General features: G+C 58.9%; 17 protein-coding genes. 14 read left to right on the top strand and 3 right to left on the bottom strand.

Going from position 1 to position 20,956, the window contains the following annotated elements; genetic code table 11:
- Window positions 1-8 precede the first annotated feature (8 nt).
- The 12 genes from AC07U5_RS14060 (at window position 9) to AC07U5_RS14115 (ending at window position 14,189) form a co-directional block, all read left to right on the top strand.
- Window positions 9-1,037, top strand: a complete 1,029-nt coding sequence (locus AC07U5_RS14060) for a FecCD family ABC transporter permease (RefSeq protein WP_494724242.1) — start codon at window positions 9-11, stop codon at window positions 1,035-1,037.
- Window positions 1,034-2,083, top strand: a complete 1,050-nt coding sequence (locus AC07U5_RS14065) for a FecCD family ABC transporter permease (RefSeq protein ID WP_494723368.1) — start codon at window positions 1,034-1,036, stop codon at window positions 2,081-2,083. The genes AC07U5_RS14060 and AC07U5_RS14065 overlap by 4 nt, the downstream gene beginning before the upstream one ends.
- Window positions 2,080-2,910, top strand: coding sequence for an ABC transporter ATP-binding protein (locus AC07U5_RS14070; RefSeq protein ID WP_494723369.1), 831 nt, complete (start codon window positions 2,080-2,082; stop codon window positions 2,908-2,910). The genes AC07U5_RS14065 and AC07U5_RS14070 overlap by 4 nt, the downstream gene beginning before the upstream one ends.
- Window positions 2,907-3,968: a DUF2218 domain-containing protein gene (locus AC07U5_RS14075; protein ID WP_494723370.1), complete on the top strand. Its 1,062-nt coding sequence runs from the start codon at window positions 2,907-2,909 to the stop codon at window positions 3,966-3,968. Before AC07U5_RS14070 ends, AC07U5_RS14075 begins: the two co-directional genes overlap by 4 nt.
- A 342-nt stretch (window positions 3,969-4,310) precedes the next feature.
- Window positions 4,311-4,988 carry a response regulator transcription factor gene (locus AC07U5_RS14080; RefSeq protein WP_494723371.1) on the top strand — a complete coding sequence of 226 codons (678 nt, stop codon included), beginning with the start codon at window positions 4,311-4,313 and terminating at the stop codon, window positions 4,986-4,988.
- A 61-nt stretch (window positions 4,989-5,049) separates the two neighbouring features.
- Window positions 5,050-6,366, top strand: coding sequence for a sensor histidine kinase (locus tag AC07U5_RS14085; RefSeq protein ID WP_494723372.1), 1,317 nt, complete (start codon window positions 5,050-5,052; stop codon window positions 6,364-6,366).
- A gap of 287 nt (window positions 6,367-6,653) precedes the next feature.
- Window positions 6,654-7,643, top strand: coding sequence for an AAA family ATPase (locus AC07U5_RS14090; RefSeq protein WP_321191319.1), 990 nt, complete (start codon window positions 6,654-6,656; stop codon window positions 7,641-7,643).
- Window positions 7,644-7,660: 17 nt separating this feature from the next.
- On the top strand, window positions 7,661-8,581 hold the full coding sequence (locus AC07U5_RS14095; RefSeq protein ID WP_062426830.1) for a DUF58 domain-containing protein: 921 nt from the start codon (window positions 7,661-7,663) through the stop codon (window positions 8,579-8,581).
- A complete protein-coding gene (locus tag AC07U5_RS14100; RefSeq protein ID WP_116494403.1) occupies window positions 8,578-9,042 on the top strand; it encodes a DUF4381 domain-containing protein in 465 nt (154 codons plus the stop codon). Before AC07U5_RS14095 ends, AC07U5_RS14100 begins: the two co-directional genes overlap by 4 nt.
- Window positions 9,039-10,070 carry a vWA domain-containing protein gene (locus tag AC07U5_RS14105; protein WP_494723373.1) on the top strand — a complete coding sequence of 344 codons (1,032 nt, stop codon included), beginning with the start codon at window positions 9,039-9,041 and terminating at the stop codon, window positions 10,068-10,070. Before AC07U5_RS14100 ends, AC07U5_RS14105 begins: the two co-directional genes overlap by 4 nt.
- Before the next feature lies 1 nt (window position 10,071).
- Entirely contained in the window at window positions 10,072-12,414 is a 2,343-nt protein-coding gene (locus tag AC07U5_RS14110; RefSeq protein ID WP_494723374.1) for a tetratricopeptide repeat protein, read from the top strand.
- Window positions 12,415-12,428: 14 nt separating this feature from the next.
- A complete protein-coding gene (locus AC07U5_RS14115; protein WP_494723375.1) occupies window positions 12,429-14,189 on the top strand; it encodes a BatD family protein in 1,761 nt (586 codons plus the stop codon).
- Between the two features lie 193 nt (window positions 14,190-14,382).
- Here the strand turns inward: AC07U5_RS14115 and AC07U5_RS14120 are convergent, their stop codons facing one another.
- Window positions 14,383-15,543, bottom strand: a complete 1,161-nt coding sequence (locus AC07U5_RS14120) for a GGDEF domain-containing protein (RefSeq protein ID WP_494723376.1) — start codon at window positions 15,541-15,543, stop codon at window positions 14,383-14,385.
- A 329-nt stretch (window positions 15,544-15,872) separates the two neighbouring features.
- A complete protein-coding gene (locus AC07U5_RS14125; RefSeq protein ID WP_494723377.1) occupies window positions 15,873-17,753 on the bottom strand; it encodes an AI-2E family transporter in 1,881 nt (626 codons plus the stop codon).
- 397 nt (window positions 17,754-18,150) lie between these two features.
- Here AC07U5_RS14125 and AC07U5_RS14130 point away from each other — a divergent pair, with 397 nt between their 5' ends.
- Window positions 18,151-19,470 carry an LLM class flavin-dependent oxidoreductase gene (locus AC07U5_RS14130; protein ID WP_494723378.1) on the top strand — a complete coding sequence of 440 codons (1,320 nt, stop codon included), beginning with the start codon at window positions 18,151-18,153 and terminating at the stop codon, window positions 19,468-19,470.
- A gap of 112 nt (window positions 19,471-19,582) precedes the next feature.
- Here the strand turns inward: AC07U5_RS14130 and AC07U5_RS14135 are convergent, their stop codons facing one another.
- Window positions 19,583-19,975, bottom strand: coding sequence for an ArsR/SmtB family transcription factor (locus AC07U5_RS14135; RefSeq protein WP_113260327.1), 393 nt, complete (start codon window positions 19,973-19,975; stop codon window positions 19,583-19,585).
- 209 nt (window positions 19,976-20,184) lie between these two features.
- Between AC07U5_RS14135 and AC07U5_RS14140 the strand changes: the two genes are divergently transcribed.
- Window positions 20,185-20,955: an ABC transporter substrate-binding protein gene (locus tag AC07U5_RS14140; RefSeq protein ID WP_113178964.1), complete on the top strand. Its 771-nt coding sequence runs from the start codon at window positions 20,185-20,187 to the stop codon at window positions 20,953-20,955.
- Window position 20,956: the final 1 nt, after the last annotated feature.

Below are 20,956 nucleotides of genomic sequence, written 5' to 3' on the forward strand. Positions count from 1 at the left end.
CCCGCCGTATGCTGCATTTGATTCAGCAGCCGACGCCTACCCTGCCAAGGCACACCAACCTCGTATGTCTCGTCGCGGTTCTCGTGGTCGCGACCATTGTGGCCATCCTTTCTCTTATGGTAGGGACGCGTGATGTAGCGCCGTTCGAGGTGTTGGCTGCGATTGCGGGGGACACGTCCACTCTGGATCGGGCAGCCGTGGCGACGCGAATACCGCGGACGGTGCTGGCGCTGATTGCGGGTGCCTCACTCGGATTGGCCGGAGCTGTGATGCAGGGCATCACCCGCAATCCCCTGGCCGATCCCGGTATTCTGGGAATCAACACGGGCGCTTCTCTTGCTGTTGTCGTCGGGGTGGCCTGGTTCGGTATAAGCTCCGCTCACAGTTTCATATGGTTGGCGATTTTCGGGGCGGCAGCAACCTCCATCTTCGTCTATACGATCGGCTCAATGGGGCGCGGAGGCGCCACGCCTTTGAAACTGGCCTTGGCGGGCACGGCAACAGCCATCGCCTTTTCTTCGCTCGTCATCGCCATCGTTCTGCCGCGGGCAGATATCGCAGGTGGAATCCGTTCCTGGCAAATCGGCGGCGTTGGCGGGGCGACTTTCGAGCGCATGGAGCCGGTTTATGGCTTTCTGATCATTGGCTTCGCGCTTTGCCTGCTCTCCGCCAGAAAGCTGAACGTGCTCGCACTTGGCGACGAACTCGCTGCCGGGCTCGGAGAAAACGTAGCCGTCGCGCGGATTACCGCGACAGTCGGCGCAGTGATACTATGCGGCGCGGCAACCGCCGTGTGTGGGCCCATAGGTTTTGTCGGTCTGGTGGTTCCACATGTCTGCCGGCTTCTGGTCGGTGTGGATTACCGCTGGCTCCTTCCATTCTCCGCACTTGGCGGCGCGATCCTTCTGACAGTGAGCGATATTGTCGGTCGCCTGGCCGCGCGCCCGTCCGAACTGGAAGTGGGCGTTGTGACCGCTTTGGTGGGTGCGCCGTTCTTTATCTTCATCGTCCGTCGACAGAAGGTGAAGCAACTATGATTTACGCGTCCACCCACCCGCCTGCTGGTGGATCGATCAGAGAGAGCCGGAACCGCCACCTTCGACGTCGCCACGTGCTGCTGGCCATCATGGCGCTGGCCATCCTCGCCGGATTTTGCTGCTCCCTCACCTTTGGCCAAACATATGTCCCTTTTTCAGATGTCATCCGCATCCTTGCGGGCGAAACCGTGCCGGGCGCAGGCTTCACTGTCGGCCAGCTGCGGCTGCCGCGCGCAGTGCTTGGTCTGGTCGCAGGTATGAGTTTCGGGTTGGGCGGAGCGGCATTTCAAACCCTCTTGCGTAATCCGCTCGCAAGCCCCGACATCATCGGCATCACGTCGGGCGCCAGTGCGGCGGCTGTCTTCTCCATCGTCATTCTCGGCATAGGCGGTCCTGCCGCCTCCGTCTTTGCTGTGGTGGCAGGCCTCGCAGTGGCACTGCTTGTCCATGGCCTTTCCTATCGCAACGGCGTCTCAGGGACTCGGCTCATTCTTGTTGGCATCGGTGTTTCCGCCATGCTTGAGAGCATGATCGTCTATATCCTCTCACGCGCGCCTGCCTTCAGTCTTCAGGAAGCCATGCGATGGCTTACCGGAAGCCTGAATGGCGCAAAGCTCGACATGGTAGGTCCCCTGCTTCTCGCCCTTCTCATTTTTGGCAGCGTTCTTCTGGTTAAGGCACGTGATCTTGAGGTGATGCGAACCGGTGAAGACACAGCCACCGCACTTGGCGTCAACGTCTCATCAACCCGCCTTCTGGTGATCGTTTCCGCCGTGGGACTGATTGCAACAGCCACTGCCATAACCGGACCGATCGCCTTTGTTGCCTTTCTGGCAGGTCCGATTGCCGCTGGCATATTTGGACGCCGCCATTCGATCCTCCTTCCCGCCGGACTGATTGGCGCAGCGCTGGTTCTGGCAGGTGACTTTGTCGGGCAATTTCTTTTGCCCAGCCGATATCCTGTTGGTGTCGTGACTGGCGCACTCGGGGCGCCCTACCTCATCATCCTGATCATTCGAAGCAACCGCCAAGGAGCTGCCTCATGACTGATCCCCGCCTCGAGGCCGCAAACTTGTCCGCCGGCTATGGTGAGAAGCAGATATTGAAGGGTCTGGACCTCGCTATTCCTTCCGGCCAGATAACTGCCGTTGTTGGGGCGAACGCCTGCGGGAAGTCCACGCTGCTCAAGGCCCTTTCGCGCCTCATCGCGCCGCAACAGGGCGAGGTACTTCTCGACGGGCGTGCCATCCACCGGCTGCCAACGAAAGAGCTTGCACAGCGGCTAGGGCTTTTGCCGCAATCACCCATTACACCCGAAGGCATTACGGTCATGGATCTGGTCAGCCGGGGACGGCATCCCCATCATGGTCTTTTCGCGTCCTGGACCAAAGACGACGACCGCGCCGTCGCCGATGCGCTGGTGGCGACGCAAACCCTGGAACTGGCAGACCGACCCGTCGATGAATTGTCTGGCGGCCAAAGGCAGCGAGTCTGGATTGCGATGGCACTCGCGCAGCAGACCGAAGTGCTGCTGCTGGATGAGCCGACCACATTTCTGGATGTGAGCCATCAGATCGATGTCCTCGACCTCTTGACCGACCTGAACCGGATGCGCGGCACGACCATCGTGATGGTCATTCACGATCTCAACCTCGCTGCGCGTTACGCGGACCACCTTGTCGCCATGCTGGAAGGGCGGCCTTTCGTGGCAGGCCCGCCCCAAACTGTGCTGACGCAGGATCTGGTTCGAAACGTCTTCGGACTGGAGAGCCAGATCCTTCTCGATCCGACATCAGGCCGACCGATGATGCTCCCGATCGGTCGCCATCATATGCAAGCCCGTCACGTTCCATTTATGCAGGCAAGATCATGAACGCACTACACCTCTCCACCCTTTCCGGTGTCGCCTACCCCGCTGACGTCAACGCAATGCTTGCCGAGATCTGCGAGCACTTCGTTGAGCACTCCGACGTCGTTTCATCGGAGCAAGGTGCATCGCTCAGATCTGAGGATTGGGCGATCGATGTAACCACCGCCGATGAGCGGTTGATGATCGAAATTCGAACAGAGAACGACCAAATGCTCGCGGCAACACGCACGATGTTTGCCGAGCACCTGTTCTATTTCGCCGGCGATGAACCGTTCACTCTCGAATGGTCAATACCAGCGCCAAAGGTTCGCCCACCCGGCTTTCACGAGGCAACGGTTGTCGGTTCCCAGATTGTTACGCCGCGCATGCGGAGGGTCATTCTGGCGGTAGACGATGTAACCCCGTTTGTCGGTGGCGACATGCATGTGCGTGTGCTCGTTCCGCCCGTCGGCCGGGTACCGGTTTGGCCAAAGCTGCAGGAAAACGGCCGCATTGGCTGGCCAGAAGGCGAAGACGAACTTCTTGTGCGCGTCTATACGATACGTTCGGTGGATCAAGAGGCCAACCACGTCAGCATCGACTTTCTCCAGCATCCGAAGCCTGGCGTCGCTACTCCCGGCGCCGACTTTGCGCGAGACGTAGAAGCTGGGCAACGGGTGGCGCTGATGGGTCCGGGAGGTGGCAGTTTGCCGGCAGCGAAGTCTATCCTCTTTTCTGGCGATGAAACCGCCTTGCCAGCAATCGCAAGGATGGTGGAGGAAGCACCGGTTGGTACCACGATAAAGGCGATCATCGAAGTCGAGGATGCCGGGGAAGAGCAAGCGATCAGCCACGGTGAACCAGTTTCAGTCGAATGGCTGCATCGGTCTACCTATCCGCAAGAAGGCAGCGGAAGCCTTGTCGAGCGATTGAAAGCGGAAATAGATCAAACCTCGCGGGAGACATTCGTTTGGTTTGCCGGCGAGAAATCGGATGTTCGCACTATCAAGCGCTATCTTGCTGAGAAGGACCGTGACCGGAAGCAGCAATACGTTGCGTGGTACTGGAGCAACAAGGATTGACGGCGATATCGAACGAAAAAGTGCTGCGCCCGTCACGCTGACGCGTAAAGCCCGTTTGGGGCAACGCCACGGGCCTAACATCCAGGTCTGCTAAAACGTAAGAAATCCGCCGGGATACGATAGCCGTACTCCAGTGGCGATGTTACAAATGCCCGGAAAAGCATCGGAAATTGGACGCGTTATGCCCTGGCTTCTTCCTGAGGATGGTATCAACCCTTACCGAACGAGAGTGATTGTTTTTGGAGTGGCCCGACGCTTGAAAACCTACCGCTCCGGCACCCTTGGCAAAGCGCAATTGCTCGTCAGCAACAAGCCAGGGTGTTCAAACCGAAAGTCCGGGCGATGAAGATTTTGGTTGCAGAAGACGATGAGACGATGGCGGGCTATATCCGCAAAGGTCTCATCGAACAGGGGTTCTCGGTCGATTGGGTGAGCGACGGTCGCGAAGCGCTGACCTATTGCCTCTACAACAGCTGCGATCTTGCAATCGTCGACAGGATGATGCCTGGCCTCGACGGGCTTTCTGTGGTCAAGGCGCTCAGAGCGTCAAAAAGTTCGCTGCCGGTCATTTTTTTGACCGCGGTCTCCGACCTCGAAGACAAGGTAGAGGGGCTGATGGCAGGCGGTGACGACTATATCGTCAAACCGTTTCACTTTTCTGAGCTTCTCGCCCGCATTCATGCCCTGTCCCGGCGTCCGAAAGAGAACAGCCAGAAGACGGAGCTCAGTTGCCACGATCTCAAGCTTGACCTTCTCAGACGCGTCGCGGTCCGCCAGGGGCAAGTCATCGATCTGCAGAACAAGGAATTCGCGCTGCTCGAACTTCTGATGGAGGCCGAGGGCCGGGTCGTAAGCAAGACGATGATCCTGGAAAAAATCTGGGATTTTTCCTTCGATCCGGGAACCACCGTCGTGGAGACCCATATCAGCAAACTGCGCCAGAAGATCGACAAGCCCTTCGATACAGCGCTGATCCAAACCGTCCGCAACATGGGATACCGGATACGTGCGCCTCACTGATCTTATGTCCGGTAGCTCCTTTCGGACCTCAGCCAAGGTCGCGATAGGCGTTCTTGTTCTCATGAGCCTTGGCGGGACGCTCTTCATCGGATCGGTGACCAAGACCCTGCGCGATGCCACCGAGCAGCAGACCCTGGAGGAGGCTGTCCTTCTGAGCGACGTCTACTCCGCGGAGGGACGCGACGGCTTGGTGAAGGCAATCGGAACGCTGAGCAACCTTGTCAGCAGCCAGGACCGCATCTCCGCAGTCTATGATAAAAACGGGGTCAACCTGGCAGGTGCCGATCTCACCATGCCGGACTTCATCGGTGTCCGCGACACCACGCTGCAATCCCTCTCGACCCGAGGGAGCGAAGGCCATTTTGTGGTATCGGTCCAGAAGTTTAACGATGCAACGCTTGTGGTCGGCCGAAATCTCAAGGCCGTGGACGAGATGCGCGTTTACATGATTGCCGGCCTCGTGGTCATGACCTTGCTGTTGACCTTCGGAACATTGGTTCTGGGTCTGTTGGCAAGCAGTAAGAGTTTTTCGAAACTAAGGTTGATCGAAGGCGTTCTCGGGCGCGTTGCAAGCGGCGAATCGGATGCGCGCGTACCGATCGTAGAGAGAAAGGATCAGATCGACCGCATCTCCATTCAGATCAACGCCAACCTTGATGTGCTCTCCCGACTGATGGCGAGCATGCGCGCGACAACGACTGCGATCGCCCACGATCTGAAAACCCCGCTCGCCCGCGTCGGGCTTTTGCTGAACGATGCACTCGACGCAATCGAGGCCGGCCGCGATCCGCACCCGCAAGTCGAGCGGGCACTCAACGAGACCGGGTCGCTTAACGAGATCATCGACACAATTCTCCGCATCACCCGCATCCGCGCCGGCTCGCCACGCAAGGACATGCAGTTGAACGACCTTCGCGGTCTCGTCGAGAATACGCTCGAATTCTTCGCACCGCTCGCACAGGAGAACGGGCAAACGCTCGAATTCCAGGTCGGGGAAACCGAAGAATACCTGCTTTTGTGCGACAAGAGCATGGTGCAGCAGATGCTCGCCAACATTGTTGGAAATGCCATCGTGCATGGAGGCTCCGGCATTTCGATCCGGGTTCGCCTTCAGGACAGGCCTGAGACGATCGACCTCATCGTTGAGGACACCGGCGGCGGCATCCCCGCCGGTCAACACAACGAGGTCTTCGACCTGTTCAAACGGCTCGACAGCGCCCGCAGCAAGCCGGGCAGCGGTCTCGGCCTTGCGCTCGTCAAGGCGGTCGCCGATCACCATCAAGCCGTCATCACGCTTTCCGCGACCGATCCCGCCTGCGCTGATAAACCGGGCTTGCGCGTCACCGTCTCGTTCCCCAAGCGCCAACTTCAACAATAATTATAGAACGCGGCAAGCTGCCTCAAACTGCGTCGCCTAGTGTCTTAGCTGTTCATCGACTTCGGGAAATGAACCGTGAAAGCAAGAGCCGACTCGGGCCGTCCATGCTGGAAGAACTGCTCCCTCTTCAGCATATCCCGAGGAGATTGCACTGCATGCTTACGTCGCCAAAGTGGCGAACGGACGCCTTGTAGCTGCCCCTCGCCGGTTTCTTGCTTCCATCGAAGTCTTGACCCTGAAACCGCGGCGCCTCGGCAAAAGGCCGGGCCCGAATGCGAGGCACTCTGATGACCATGAATACACTTCGAACCGCAGCCCGCTCGAACAACGCCCTTGTCGATGCGCTCCGCGACCAAATGAACAAACGTATTGTCGGCCAGGAGACGTTCATCGACAGTTTGCTTCTCGGCCTGTTCGGTGATGGACATATTCTGCTGGAAGGCGCACCGGGCCTTGCCAAGACAAAGGCCGTCAACACCTTGGCGGAGCTTATCGAAGGCGAGCCGTGCCGTGTCCAGTTTACCCCGGACCTGCTTCCCAGCGACCTGACGGGAACCGAGATATATCGCCCGGAAAAGGGAACCTTCGAATTCCATCCCGGTCCTCTGTTTCACAACCTGATCCTTGCCGACGAGATCAACCGCGCACCCGCCAAGGTGCAGTCGGCGCTCCTAGAAGCCATGGCCGAACGCCAGGTCACAGTTGCCGGTAAGACCTACCGTCTACCGCCACTCTTTATGGTGATGGCAACCCAGAACCCGATTGAACAGGAAGGCACTTATCCGCTACCGGAAGCTCAGCTCGACCGTTTCATGCTGCATGTCAAGATCGACTTTCCCTCTCCGGAAGCCGAACGAGAGGTCCTGCGGATCGTACGCGGCGAGGCCATGGCCGAAACTGTGAAGTCTACCTTCCGGGTGTCTCAACGGGAGATCTTCGAGGCCCGGCAGGCGGCTCTGAAAACCCATGTCTCGGATGCGCTGACCGACTACATCATTCAGCTGATCCAGGCGACCCGTCGTCCCCAGATGTACGGCGCCGACCTTGCGCATCAGATTTCCTATGGCGCTTCGCCCCGCTCGACCATCGCTCTCGACCGTTGCGCTCGCGTGCACGCCTGGATGAACGGTCAGGATTTCGCCACTCCGTCCGACGTGCAGGCCGTCCTGCATGACGTACTGCGTCACCGCATCATCTTGAGCTTTGAGGCCGAAGCGGAAGGCAAAACCGCCGACGCCTTCATCGATGCCCTGATCGACAGGGTTCCTGTTGCTTGAACAGTCGGGAGACCGTCATGACAGACCAAGACCTCAAAGGCATTGTCGCGACCCTGCCCGAACTTGTTCGGGTGCGGCCACAGCGCGGCTTGACCGGCTTTGCACCATCCGGTCGCGTCGCGACCCATCAATGGGGTGCCAACCGCTCCGTTTATCGCGGCCGCGGTATGGAATTTGCCGAAAGCCGTCTGTACCAGCCGGGCGACGACGTAAAATCCATCGACTGGCGGGTCACTGCTCGCACGGGCCAAACCCACACAAAGCTCTTCCAGGAGGAGCGGGAGAGGCCAATCGTCATTCTGACCGACATGCGCGCGATGATGCAGTTCGGCACCAGAAACCGATTCAAATCCAATCTGGCAGCCGAAGTGGCTGCCATGATGGCCTGGACCGGACATGACGGCGGCGATCGTGTCGGCGGCCTTGTGATGACGCGCGACGGTCTGCGGGACTTTCCCGCGGCCAGAACGCGGCGCTCGGTGCTTGGACTTCTGGAAGCGCTGTCGGAAGAAACCCGACTCGAGCGGCCTTTGGGCACGGAGGCGACCCTGGCGAACGCCCTGCGCCGTCTGCGTCACCGCAATCGGCCAGGAACTCTGGCTTTCGTTATCAGCGACTTCTCCGATTTTGGTGACGAAGCGGAGACCGAGCTCCGGCATCTGGCGGTGAATGCTCATGTGACCAACATCCACGTCAGCGATCCCTTCGATGCCGCTCTACCACCGCGCGGCGGACGCCTGACCGATGGCGAACATGCCTTGGCCGTCTCGGCGCTTGGCGGACGCAAACTCGAACGCTACGCGCATGAATTCGAGGCGCGCAAAGAGCGGCTGGAAACCGTCAGCCGGCACCACGGCATGGTGTGCCATTTCCTGCAGACACCGGATGATCCCTCCTGGATCCTCCATCCGCATCTCAACCGGAGTATGGCAGCATGAGCACGCAACTCACTCCACAAATGCAGGCTGAGCTTGCTCAGCTTCGCGACATTCATCTGCCTCAGCCAATCGGCTGGTGGCCGCTTGCGCCGGGTTGGTGGGCCCTCATCGCCCTTGTCTGCATCCTTAGCGTGGTCGCCCTCGTCTGGAGCCTGAGGCGCCGCAAGAGCGCTCGTTTTCTGGCACTTCGCGAGCTTGAGGCGATCAAGCCTGACAAGCCGGACGAATTTCTTACGCAGATCTCTTCCCTGCTGCGACGGGTTGCCCGCCGCCGCTCGGCCGGGGCCGATGTTTTGACCGGCGAGGCGTGGAGCGCGTTTTTGATGGAAGGCAAATACGGAATGAGCAGCAACAGTGCGACGCTTCTGGCCACCGGTCCCTACGGTCCGCCGGCCAATGAGAATTTCGAACCGGAGGCGCTGCGCGCCGAGACCGCCACCTGGATCAGGAGGAACGGATGATTACCTTTCTCTGGGCATTTGCCTTTCTACTGCTGCCGCTGCCCTTCGTGCTGCGCTATTTCCTCAAACCCGCTGACGAGGGATTGGGCGGTGCATTGAAAGTGCCGTTCTTTGCCAGCCTGTCGCGGGACCTGGGAGGTCGGGCAGACCGCACCTCGACATCGTGGTGGAAGCTCGCTGCTGCTTCGCTTGTCTGGTTGCTGATGGTGACGGCGCTCGCCCGTCCGGCCTATGTCGGACCGGAAGTGCCGCTACCTGCCGAAGGACGCGACATCATGATGGCTATCGACCTTTCCGGTTCCATGGCCGAGCAGGATTTCGCCGTCGGCGGCAGGCCCACCACCCGCCTCAACGTGGTCAAGGATGCGGCTGATGCTTTCATTAAAAGCCGCAAGGGTGACCGCGTTGGCCTGGTTCTCTTTTCGGATCGCGCCTATCTGCAAGCGCCTCTGACATTTGATCGGGAGGCCGTCCGCAAGCTTCTCGATGAGGCCCAGGTCGGGCTGACCGGTCAGCAGACGGCAATTGGTGACGCCATCGCGGTGTCCTTGAACCGTCTGAAGGACAGACCTGCCGAAGGACGTGTTCTCGTTCTCCTGACGGACGGCGCGAACAACAGAGGCGAAATGGACCCAATCCGGGCAGCCGAGCTCGCCAAGAAACTGGGAATCCGTATCTACACGATCGGCGTTGGCGGAGCTCCGATGGCCGTCGACACCGCGATGGGTCGCCAGATGGTCACATCTTCTGACCTTGACGAAGGCGCCCTGCGCAAGATCGCGGACCTGACCGGCGGCCAATATTTCCGGGCGACGGACGTCAACGGCCTGGCTCAGGTCTACCGGTCCATCGACAAGCTTGAGCCGATCGGCGCCGACCCGGTGCATGTGCGCCCCGAAATCGCCCTCTATTTCTGGCCGGCCGGTCTCGCTCTCCTCATCGCCGCCCTTTCCGTGCTGATCGCTACGGTTCCGGCCTTCATCACAAACCGCCCTTTGTACAAGGGTCCCGTAGACAAGGAAGCCTGACATGGAAACCAATCTGTTCCACTTCATGCGCCCGGAATGGTTCTGGGCATTGATCCCGGCGGGCCTTCTTCTGTGGCTCGTCATGCGGTCCCGCAAGAGCGCCACCGGCGGCAACTGGGGCAAATATGTCGATGCGCACCTGCTCCGTTACTTGGCCATGAGCGGCGCAACAGCCCGCGCATCGCGCTTCCTGCCATCGGTGGCAGCGGCCATGCTGGTTGTCCTGGTCACGGCGCTCGCAGGGCCGACCTGGCAGAAGGCTGAGGTTCCCTCCTTTACCGGTGGAGAGCCCGTGGTTGCGGTTCTCAGCCTGGCGCAATCAATGAATTCAGACGATTTGTCGCCGAGTCGTTTGCGCAGTGCGGTCCACAAGTTGCGCGACGTCCTCGCCCGTACAGAAGGCGATGAGCGCGCACTGGTCATCTATTCGGACATCCCCTTCGTCGCCGCACCTCTGACAAGCGACAACAAAGTGATTTCTCAGATGATCCCCGACCTTTCCACCAAACTGATGCCCGTACTGGGCGACAGGCCGGATCTTGCTGTCTCGGAGGCGGTCTCCGTCCTGAAGGGAGCGAATGCAACGCGGGGTAAAATCGTGCTGCTCGCCGATAATGCCGGTGATGCGGCAGCAACTGAAAAGGCAGCAGCCGATGCACGCAAAGCCGGTTATACCGTCTCGGTTCTCGGCGTCGGCACAGAAAAGGGAGCCACGTTACAGACGGCAGGCGGTCAGGCCATTACCGATCGCTCCGGCGAAAAAGTAACGACGTCGCTTGATGCGGAAGCTCTTGGCGCAGTCGCCAAGGCAGGTGGTGGTGTCTACTCTGGCGTGACCGCAAACAGCACCGATTTGGACCGCATCCTGCCGAAGACCGAAAAGGCTGAAGCCGCGGGCAAAGCTCAGGACTTTAAAGCCGACAGCTGGGTCGACATGGGCTACTGGCTCCTGATCCTGCCGGTCCTGCTTCTGCCCTTTGCCTTCCGGCGCGGCCTGGTCTTCGCCATCGGACTGATCGTATGCCTGAATTTCGTGCCCGGCCTTTCGACACGGCAGGCCCATGCAGGGACTTGGCAGGACCTATGGTCAACCTCCGACCAGCAAGGCAAGAAGGCTTTCGCATCAGGAGATTTCAACACGGCATCTGGCAAGTTCGAGACACCCTCCTGGCGTGGCACTGCAGCCTACCGCGCGGGTGACTACGCGGCAGCGGCTCAGGACTTTTCCGAGAGTGCTTACAATCGCGGCAATGCGCTTGCGAAATCCGGCCAGCTGAAGGAGGCGCTTGGCGCATATGACCAGGCGCTGGCTGCCAACCCTCATGATGCGGACACGAAGCACAATCGTGATCTCGTCCAGAAGCTGATCGACGATCAGAAAAAGCAGGAACAGGAGAAAAACAAGCAGCAGCAGCAATCTGGCCAAGGCGACAAAAAGGACCAACAGCAACAGTCTGGTGGCAGTGGTCAAAAGCAGGATCAGCAGCAATCTCAGGGTCAGTCCGGCCAGCAGGATCAAAAAGATCAGCAGTCCGGTTCGCAAGGCCAGCAGCAGCAACAGAGCGCAGGTGGCCAACAGGACCAGAAGCAGGCTTCGGAGAATTCCCAGCAACAAAACGGCGGACAATCCGGCCAGAAGAATAAAAAGGACCAACAGCAGCAGGCCGGTGGTTCCGGCAATAAGGACCAGCAACAGCAATCCGCTAGCAACGGTCAAAAGCAGGATCAGCAGCAATCTCAGGGTCAGTCCGGAAAGCAGGACCAGCAGCAGGCCTCTGAAAAGTCGCAGGAAGGCGCCAACCAGCAAAGCGCGTCGAAAGGTGAACAACCCAAAGACCAGGCATCGGCCGATGCATCAAAACCCTCCGATCAGGCAAAAGCCGGCCAGTCTCCAAAGGCTGAAGCAGAAAAGGCCAAGGATCAAAACGCGGGTGCTGGCCAGCAACAAATGCAGGATGCCTCTGCGACCGAGCCGAAGGGTAAGGACAGTGGCAGCGAGCAGGCAGGCCAGCAGCAAGACAAGACCGGTCCCGAGGGGCTCGCCCAGGCGGACCAGGCCGCACAGGAGGCTGCCAAGGCCCGTCAGCAGGCAAGCGCTTCCGGCAACCAAAGCGGACAAGCCGGCAAGGAAAGTGAAAACCCTCTTTCGAAAATGCTGTCCAGTGTCCTGGAAGGCAATGGCACCGACAAGGGCGGCGAGCGGGTAAAGGCCTCCGTACCCGGGGCTCCGGTCGTCGATCAGGCAGTCGAGCAACAGTTGCGCGAAGTTCCTGACGATCCGTCCGGCCTGCTGCGTGCCCGTATTCGTCAACACTACGCCCAGCTTCGGTCTGGCTCCAACTAAGAGGAAGCAGAACTATGAATTTCAATAGCCTCAAGACCACAGTCAGCGCTGCTGCTCTTTCGATTGCGCTTGCCGTTCCTGCCTTCGCCGCAGGGCTATCCGCCCGCGTGGACAGCGGCACGGTGGCGCAAGGCGACACGTTTCAGCTGACGCTGACGACCAACGGCCAGGCGGATGCAAGCCCGGACCTTACGCCTCTGCAGAAGGATTTTGAAGTCCTGGGCACATCGCAGTCCTCGTCGACGCAAATCATCAACGGAAAGCGGTCCCAAAGCGAAAGCTGGATCGTGTCCCTGTCACCGAAGTCGATGGGCACACTGGAAATTCCCGCAATAACCGCGGGAAGCCTGAGCAGCTCACCGGTCGCTATCAAGGTGGTGGATGCGGGCTCCATGCCCAAAGCCACCGGCACCTCGGCAATCGACCTTTCCGCAAGCCTCAAGGACGGCAGCCCCTTCCTGTTTCAGGAAACACCGCTGACCGTGCGGATCGAGACCAGCGCGCCGATAAAGAGCGCCGAACTCGTTGCACCGCAATCAAGCGCATTCGAACTCGTTCAACGCGGAGAAGACAGGGTGAGCCAGGCCACCCGGAATGGGCAGACGGTGAACGTCATCGAGCGCACCTATATGCTCAAGCCCCAGGAAAAGGGTGCAATCGAAATTCCCCCCTTCGTCCTGCGCGGCTCGGTCGCGGACCCTTCAGCGCGGGGCCGCGATCCCTTCGCAGACTTCCAGGGCTTCCCGGGCTTCCCCTCGTCCATGTTCAACGACATGTTCGACAGCGGAAAACCGTTTGCCGTCCGCTCCGAACCGATCAAACTGACGGTCCGCGCAGATCCCAACGCCGCCTCCGGGCAGCACCAGTGGTTTCTGCCCGCCAAGAACGTCAAACTGACCGCCAAATGGTCTCCCGAACACCCGGTCTTCAAGGAAGGAGAAGCGGTAACCCGGCGCGTGAGCCTGCTGGCGCTTGGTGCGAGCACAGTTCAGCTTCCCGACCTGTCCTTCGAAAACACGGATGGCGCGCGCATTTATCTTGATGACACGCAGACGGGCGAGGATCAAACGGCTGACGGCACCGTGGCGAGAAAGGACTTTCTCGTATCCGTCGTGCCAACCCGTGGTGGTGAGATAACGCTACCGGAGATCAAGGTGAACTGGACCGACAGTGTCTCGGGAGAAGCAAAGACGGCCACTCTGCCAAGCGAGGTCATCAAGGCCGAGGGAACGATACCACCTGCCAACCAAACCGCGGCGGCGCAAAAAGCCGCACCTGCCTCTCCGGTCAAGCCGCAAGGACATCCGGAAAGCACCGAGGTCTTGCCCGCCTATATGATTGCAGGACTGGGGGCCGCCGCGATTCTGGCCGCACTCGGCGGCGTTGCCCTTTATTTCAGACGAAAGCAGCACGCCAATGAAAGCCTCCGACAGCCCGTCGCGGCCAATACGTCCAAGCAGGAAGAGCGTCCGGACACGTCTTCCGACCGTCGCAAGCAACTGGCTTTGGCGATCAGCAAGGGGAAATCCGGCGATCTGCGAAGATCCTACGGCTGTGTTCTCGCTTGGCGCCGGCTGGCCGGTGGTGACCCTGCCATGACGGATGCAGCCAGAGAGGCAATTGCCGCCTTGGAAAAAGCCGCCTTCGCGCCTGTGGCAGAAGCCGCAGAGGCGAAAACCCACGATTGGCTTAACGTCCTTGCAAGGGAAGACCGCAAGATCGGCAATACGCAGGGCAAGACCTCGTCGAAGCTACCGTCGCTCTATCCGGCCTGAGGCATGACGACCGGGGCCCGCCGGGAACGGCGAGCCCCAGATGGTATGCGATAGCGGAGCATTGCATCCTATAGCATCGGCGCGAAAACCGAACTCGATCTTCGGATTAGAACGATGCGTAGGTTGAAAGAGTTAGAGCGCCTTGCGTCCAAAAGGATGCACGGCGCTCCAAGAGTTTCGAGAACAAGAGGCTTCAACCGAAGCTTGCTTGCTGGAGGGTACTGTGATCAGCATCACACACACGATTTCGTCCCCCAGTTTTAGCCAGGTACAGAGCCCGGTCGGCTTGACGACAAACTTCTGACAGCCCCGCCCGTTGACGAGATGCCCTAGCGATCCCGACGCTGATGGTCACTTTAATTTCCGAGGCAATCGCTGGAAAATGCAAGTCCGCAACCGTCTTTCGAATTCGCTCTGCGTGGAGTTTGGCGTCACCAACCTCTGCTGGAAGGAAAACAACAAACTCTTCGCCGCCTTGGCGTGCCAGCAAAGCTGAAGGCGGCGTGGTCGACTGGATCGCTTGGGCCATCATGACGAGAACCTGATCACCCGCGGCATGCCCAAAATGATCGTTCAATTGCTTAAAGTGATCTATGTCGAGAAAGAGGATGGCGTCCCCTTCCTGAAGGCTGCTCGGCACGATCTCGCCAAATGCACGACGGTTGTAGAGACCAGTCAGTGGATCGCGATTGGCCAACTGTCTGATCTCGGTCTGCTGACGCTCGCTAATAAAAATCACGATCGAAACTGCTAAGACGAATTTGGAAATGATCATCAGAGAAAATCCGTCGACAATTCCCAGTATCGGGAATGTGTTGAAGCAGAACTCGATGGCCATCGCTAACGAGAGAAGACTGGTAGCCGCAAGCGTCCCAGCAACCAACTTTCGGATAGGCAGCGGTTCACGACGAGCGTCGCGCATGACGACCACTGCCGTCGCAGCAAATGCCAGAAATCCCAGGGACGTAAAGGTTACGGCCCGGTAGGTATTATTCAGATGAAATTGCGTGACGAGACCTGCAAACAGGACCCCAAGCATAGGCACGAAGACAAGCCAGGGATGGAATTTCCGCTTCGGCTTGCTGACGAGAACAAAGGCTGCACTCAGCAGGCAATACCCGAGAACGCCAAAGGCTATGTTTATGAGGCTAAGAACGCCATAGAGAGCGGGATAGAGCTCAGCATATCCGGCCAGGGTAGAGCCCGCCGCCAGGATTAGGAAGCTTGCAGCGAGCAGTCCAACGCCTCGTTCCCCAGAAAAGCTTAGTCGCAAGTATCCTAAGGTCACGGCACCCGCGATGTAAGACGTCTTCTGGAGGAAAAGAACAGTCGGAAGATCTAGTTCGGTAGCCATTCAACACCATAATTTTCTCTTGCACCACTCCTACTCAAGATTGCTTAATCTTTTGCGAAAGCCTTGGAGCGTGGGAATTCGACGCATTCAGCGAGGCAGTGAGGCTTGAAGCAGGTCGCGCAAAAGTGGTCACCGGCTGTGCGATAACGACATGCGAAAGAATGAGGCCTGAATCGAAAGGAGCTGATCTGAAAGATCGCGACGCGCTTTCGACGAACCGGGAACGCTGTCCCAAGGGTCACCAGCAACACCAAAACATTATCAGGGTCTGCTGTCCGCCCACGACGACCGTTTCAAGGCGGATCAAGACGAGCCGAGTGCATCGTTGCTCATGCGACGAGCGGATTGACTTTTCTTTCGCGCGCCCGCCCAACGCGTTTCGTGACGCGTACCGCAACAGCATCTCCGTCCGAAAGAGCGCCCCGGACAGCGTGAGTGATGCCTGTCGCAACGAAGTCGGCGTCGATGTCCTCTGCCGCTAGCGGACTTTCTCTGTCACCATCGGTCGCTGGCATGACGATCCCTACCCGCAAAGATGGCTTTTGACGCTTGAGGCGGCGTACAGCTTGGCGGGCATGAGCCCTCGACCCTGCGTTCAGAAATGCGATGACGACGGTGTCGATCCCTGAGAGGGGAAGCAGATTTATGGTCGTACCGCTAACCATGGAATGCTCGGCTTGGGAAACCGTCGCCCCCTGGATAGCAAGAGCTTGCGCAATCATCGAAGCGGCAGCGTCGTCCATCGCGCCCCTGCCGCCAATGCAGAGGACCGATTTCCTCTTGGTTTCCGTCGTTGCGGGATTCTCAGTTGCCTCGACCTGCGCAGCCTCGTCTGGCACTGACACATCGCGTTCAGCCTCTTCCTCGATGGCGATCTCTGCCAGATTGCCGATCAGTGTCTGGGTTGTGGACGCAAATAGGGCAATCTGCGCTTCCGTCATCACACCCCGCTGGCGATCCAACTCACCGAGTTTCAGAGCCGGAAATCCGACTTGCTCGTAGTAATCGAGGAGGTACTCGTCTTCTAGAAAATCTTCGGCGTTATCGGTCGCCTCGTTTGGGTCTCCTGCAAGAAGTCTCTGATAGAGCTTCTCCTGTGGCTGCAGGACGGGCTCGTTCCCCAGAAGAACGTCGAGAAAGCTGAACTGTGGGACATGCCGTCCGAGCACGACGAGGCAGACGGTAAGGGGGGTGGATAGCATCAACCCGACTGGTCCCCAGAGCCATGACCAAAAGATCGCTGAAACGATGATCGCGAGTGGGGAGAGACCGGTATGGCTACCATAAAGCCAAGGCTCGACGACGTTGTTGCTGACGAGTTCCGTTATGATGAAAAGTGCTGCCACCCATGCGACGAGAGACCACCCGGGCGCAATCGCCAGCGCCAGGAACAACGGGAGGATCATGCCGATCACCGGCCCGATATAGGGGACGAACCGCAGCACGAGCGTTAGCAGTCCCCAGAGAATAGCGTTGGGAATGCCAAGCACCCACAGTCCGATCGCGATGGGAAGGGCATAAAGCGCGTTTACGACAAGCTGCATCAGGAGGTATTTGCCAACCCGCTTTCCCGCGTCCTGCAGCGCTGCCGTTGTCCGGTGCAGATCGCCCAGCCCGACAAGACGGATGAACCGATCGCGCAACTCCTCACGCTCCAGCAGCATGAAGATGACGAGGACGATGACCAGACCAGCTGTCGCAAACGGGCTGATCAGCGGCAGGATGAAGTTGCCGAGCGTTTGCACCGGATTGGAGCGCGTAATGATTTCAACGGGCATTGGTTCGCGTTTGGACGTTTCTACCGCGGCGCCTTCTTTGCTCTCCTCGGCATTGTCCTGCATTTCCAAGCCGATGCGTTCAACGACTTTGCTGATATGTTCGAGCACGCCGCTGCCGGACCCAGCTTGGCTCAGTGCCTGTACCTTCGCGACGATATTGCGCTGATAGGTCGGAACGTTGTCCGCCAGATTGGCCACCTGTCCCGCGACGATGAAGCCGAAAGCCGCAATCACCAGGAAGGCGCTTGCCACCGCCATGAGGACGGCGGCGATCTTCGGGACGCGACGCTTGCGCAGAAAGCTAACGATCGGAGCAAGCGTGAAAGTCAGCAGCAGGGCAAGCGCGAGGGGAATGAACACATCCTGCCCGACATACAGAATGACCGCGACGCCGATCAGCACAACGATTGTCCGACCAGAAAGGGTTGGCACCTTGAGAGCACCCGATCCACTCGATATTGCCCCTCCTGCGATTGCGTTTTTCTCGATACCGCTCACAAATTCCCCCACGCGCTGAAAGTATTGCCGTGATTTCCGGACAGCAGGTAAATGCATCAGCGACGAAACTGATCGGGCGATGGAGAAATAAATTACAGCCAGAGTAAAACCACGTTTTCATATCGTTTCTAGAGCGGAGGTTGCTGGCATTAGCGACACCAGAGTTCACGTTGGTGAAGCCTTCGGGCGGAACGGCAGTCAGCTTAGCGAGTTTGATTTCGTTGGCTGAACGAACTGCGAGCGAACGCACCCTTGCGCAAAGACGGTCCCGTCTCGATATAAACTTCGCCCCACTCACCGCGTCTCCTCTTCAGTCCACGGGATCGACTTCATGCAAAAATCGCTTCACCTGACCGCCTTCATGCGTCCCGTCAGCCTTCACACCGGCGCTTGGCGCTATCCTGGTGCTTGGGCGGACGCCAACTTTAACTTCAGCCATCTGAAATCCTTCGCGCAGGCATTGGAGGGAGCGAAGTTCGATGCCTTCTTCATGGCGGATCATCTGGCAGTGCTCAACATGCCTGTGGAAGCCTTGAGGCGCAGCCACACGGTAACGTCTTTCGAGCCCTTCACCCTCTTATCGGCATTGGCAGCCGTCACGGACAGGATCGGTCTTGCGGCAACCGCCTCGACGACCTTCGACGAGCCTTACCATGTTGCCCGCCGGTTCGCCTCCCTGGACCATATCAGTGGCGGACGCGCCGCGTGGAACATCGTCACGACCTCCAACCCCGACGCCGCTCGCAATTTTGGCCTGTCCGATCATGTGGAGCATGGCGAACGCTACAAGCGTGCCCGCGAATTTTTCGATGTTGTCACGGGACTGTGGGACAGTTTTGCCGACGACGCGATGATCCGCGATCAGGAAAGCGGCATCTTCTTCGATCCGGACAAGATGCATGTGCTGGATCACGAAGGAGAAGAATTCAGCGTGCGCGGCCCGCTCAACATTGCCCGACCGGTCCAGGGTTGGCCGGTCATCGTCCAGGCGGGCCAGTCGGAACCCGGCAAGCAACTGGCGGCAGAAACCGCCGAAGTCGTCTTTGCAGCACCCCGTGATTTTGAGACCGCCAAGGCGCTCTATGCCGACATCAAGGGCCGCATGCCCACCGTTGGTCGCGACCCCGCGCACTTGAAAATTCTTCCCGCCGCAATGATCGTGATCGGCGACAGCGTGGAAGACGCAAAAGCTAAACGTGCCAGGCTCGATAGCCTTGTGCAGTACGAAAGCGCGATCGCCTCCCTCTCCATCGCGCTTGGCCACGATGCTTCCGGCTTCGATCCCGACGCCCCTCTGCCTGAAATCCCTGAAACCAATGCCAGCAAGAGCGGACGTGCGCAGGTGCTGCGGCTTGCCGAGCAGGAAAAACTGACGGTGCGGCAACTGGCACAACGCTACGGCGGCTATGCGGGACTGGCCTTCATCGGCACACCGAAGATGATTGCCGACGAGATGGAAACATGGCTTGCCGAAGAGGCGGCGGACGGTTTTACCTGCGTCTTCCCCTTTCTGCCGCAAGGCTTGCAGGACGTGACGGAGAAGTTGGTGCCGGAGTTGCAACGACGCGGTCTGTTCCGCACCGACTACGAAGGCACGACCTTGCGCGAGCACCTTGGCTTGCCACGACCAGTCAATCGTTTCTTTGCGTAACCTGCGGCCCGCTTTCGGACAGTCGTTTCGTGAGGGCGCCCTCGTGGAACAAGCGGGCAACGAAGACAGTCTGCCCGTTCAATGTGGCGCATGCCAGCGCGATGAAAGCCTATCAACTCATGGGCGCTACGGTTGATGAGGTGAACTGGGTTCCCTTCCAGATCTTCGATGCATTGGCATCTGGAAAGAGCAGCCGCAGGTGACCGATGATTTGTCCAGCGCGCGGATCTGAAAGACGGTAGAGAACCGCTTTCGCCTGTCTCGCTCCCACGATGATTCCAGCCTCCCTCAACTCGCCAATCTGCTGCGACAAGGTCGGTTGATGCACGTCAAGAATCTCTTCTAGTTCACCAACGGTGCGCGCGCCTTCCATCAAGACACATAGGATGGACAGGCGTACGGGGTTGGACATGGCTTTCAAAAAATCGGAGGCCGCACCGATCGCGCGGCATTTCACCTTCGGTGGGTGCGGTCTACGTTCATTCCCGTTACCTGACGCTTGCATGCTCACTCTCCTCGCTCCCAATCTTAGAAAAATTTTCCGTTCGCCCCTCTGGGAAGAGGGTTGAATTCCTCGCGCCCTTCACTCTATCATTATATAAATTTGTATAAAGAAGATCAATAAGGGGGCGCATTTTGGTTTTCAGGATCGGTCATCATCCGAATAACCTCCATCTCACCTTGGCCTCTCGCTGGCCGGGCGCATTTTCAAACATGAAACCGGAGTTCGTCGCCTATGCTGAAGGCCGAGAGACCGGCGCGCGGCTGGCAAGGGGTGAGTTCGACATCAGCGGCACCGGGTCGACGCCGCCGATCCTCGCCAAAGCATCCGGGCTTCCTGTCGTCTATGCGGCTGCATCTGCGCCACGGCCGACGAATGGTGCGATCCTCATCTCGAAAACCAGCGACATCAATGCGGTCGCGGATTTGAAAGGCAAGCCGATCGCCCTCGTCGATGGCTCCTTCTTGAGCTATCTTCTGGCTAAGCAACTCGAAGAGATCGGACTACGCCTGACGGACACCATTCGCCAGGATATGTCGCCCGGTGAATCTCTTGCGGCGTTGCGCGATAACGCCGTCGCGGCTTGGGTTGCGATGACCCCGCATCTGGAGCAGGTTCTCGTCAGCGGCGAATTTACCGTTCTTGCGCGATGCGGGACCCTTATTCCCAATCGCTCAACCTTCTGGACGATCAAAAATCGCGGACTGACCGAGACAACCCTAGAGGACTTCACTGGCGAGTTGAAACGTCTCGGCAGAGAGATCGCCAACGATCCGGAAAAGGCCGCCGAGCTTCTGTCCGCCTCTGGCGAAGAGGCTGAACGGCGCGCATGGACCCGCGTGGTTTCCGAGCGGAACTGGCAGGTGGATGGAGCCGACCAGGCGCTGCTGCGCGAACAGCAGGAAGAGGCCGACACACTCTTTCACCACGGCGACCTTGATACGAAACTGACTATCTATCCGGTGGATAAGGGAGATCTCTGAC

The sequence above is a fragment of the Agrobacterium sp. GW821-FHT02D03 genome, assembly GCF_059421725.1.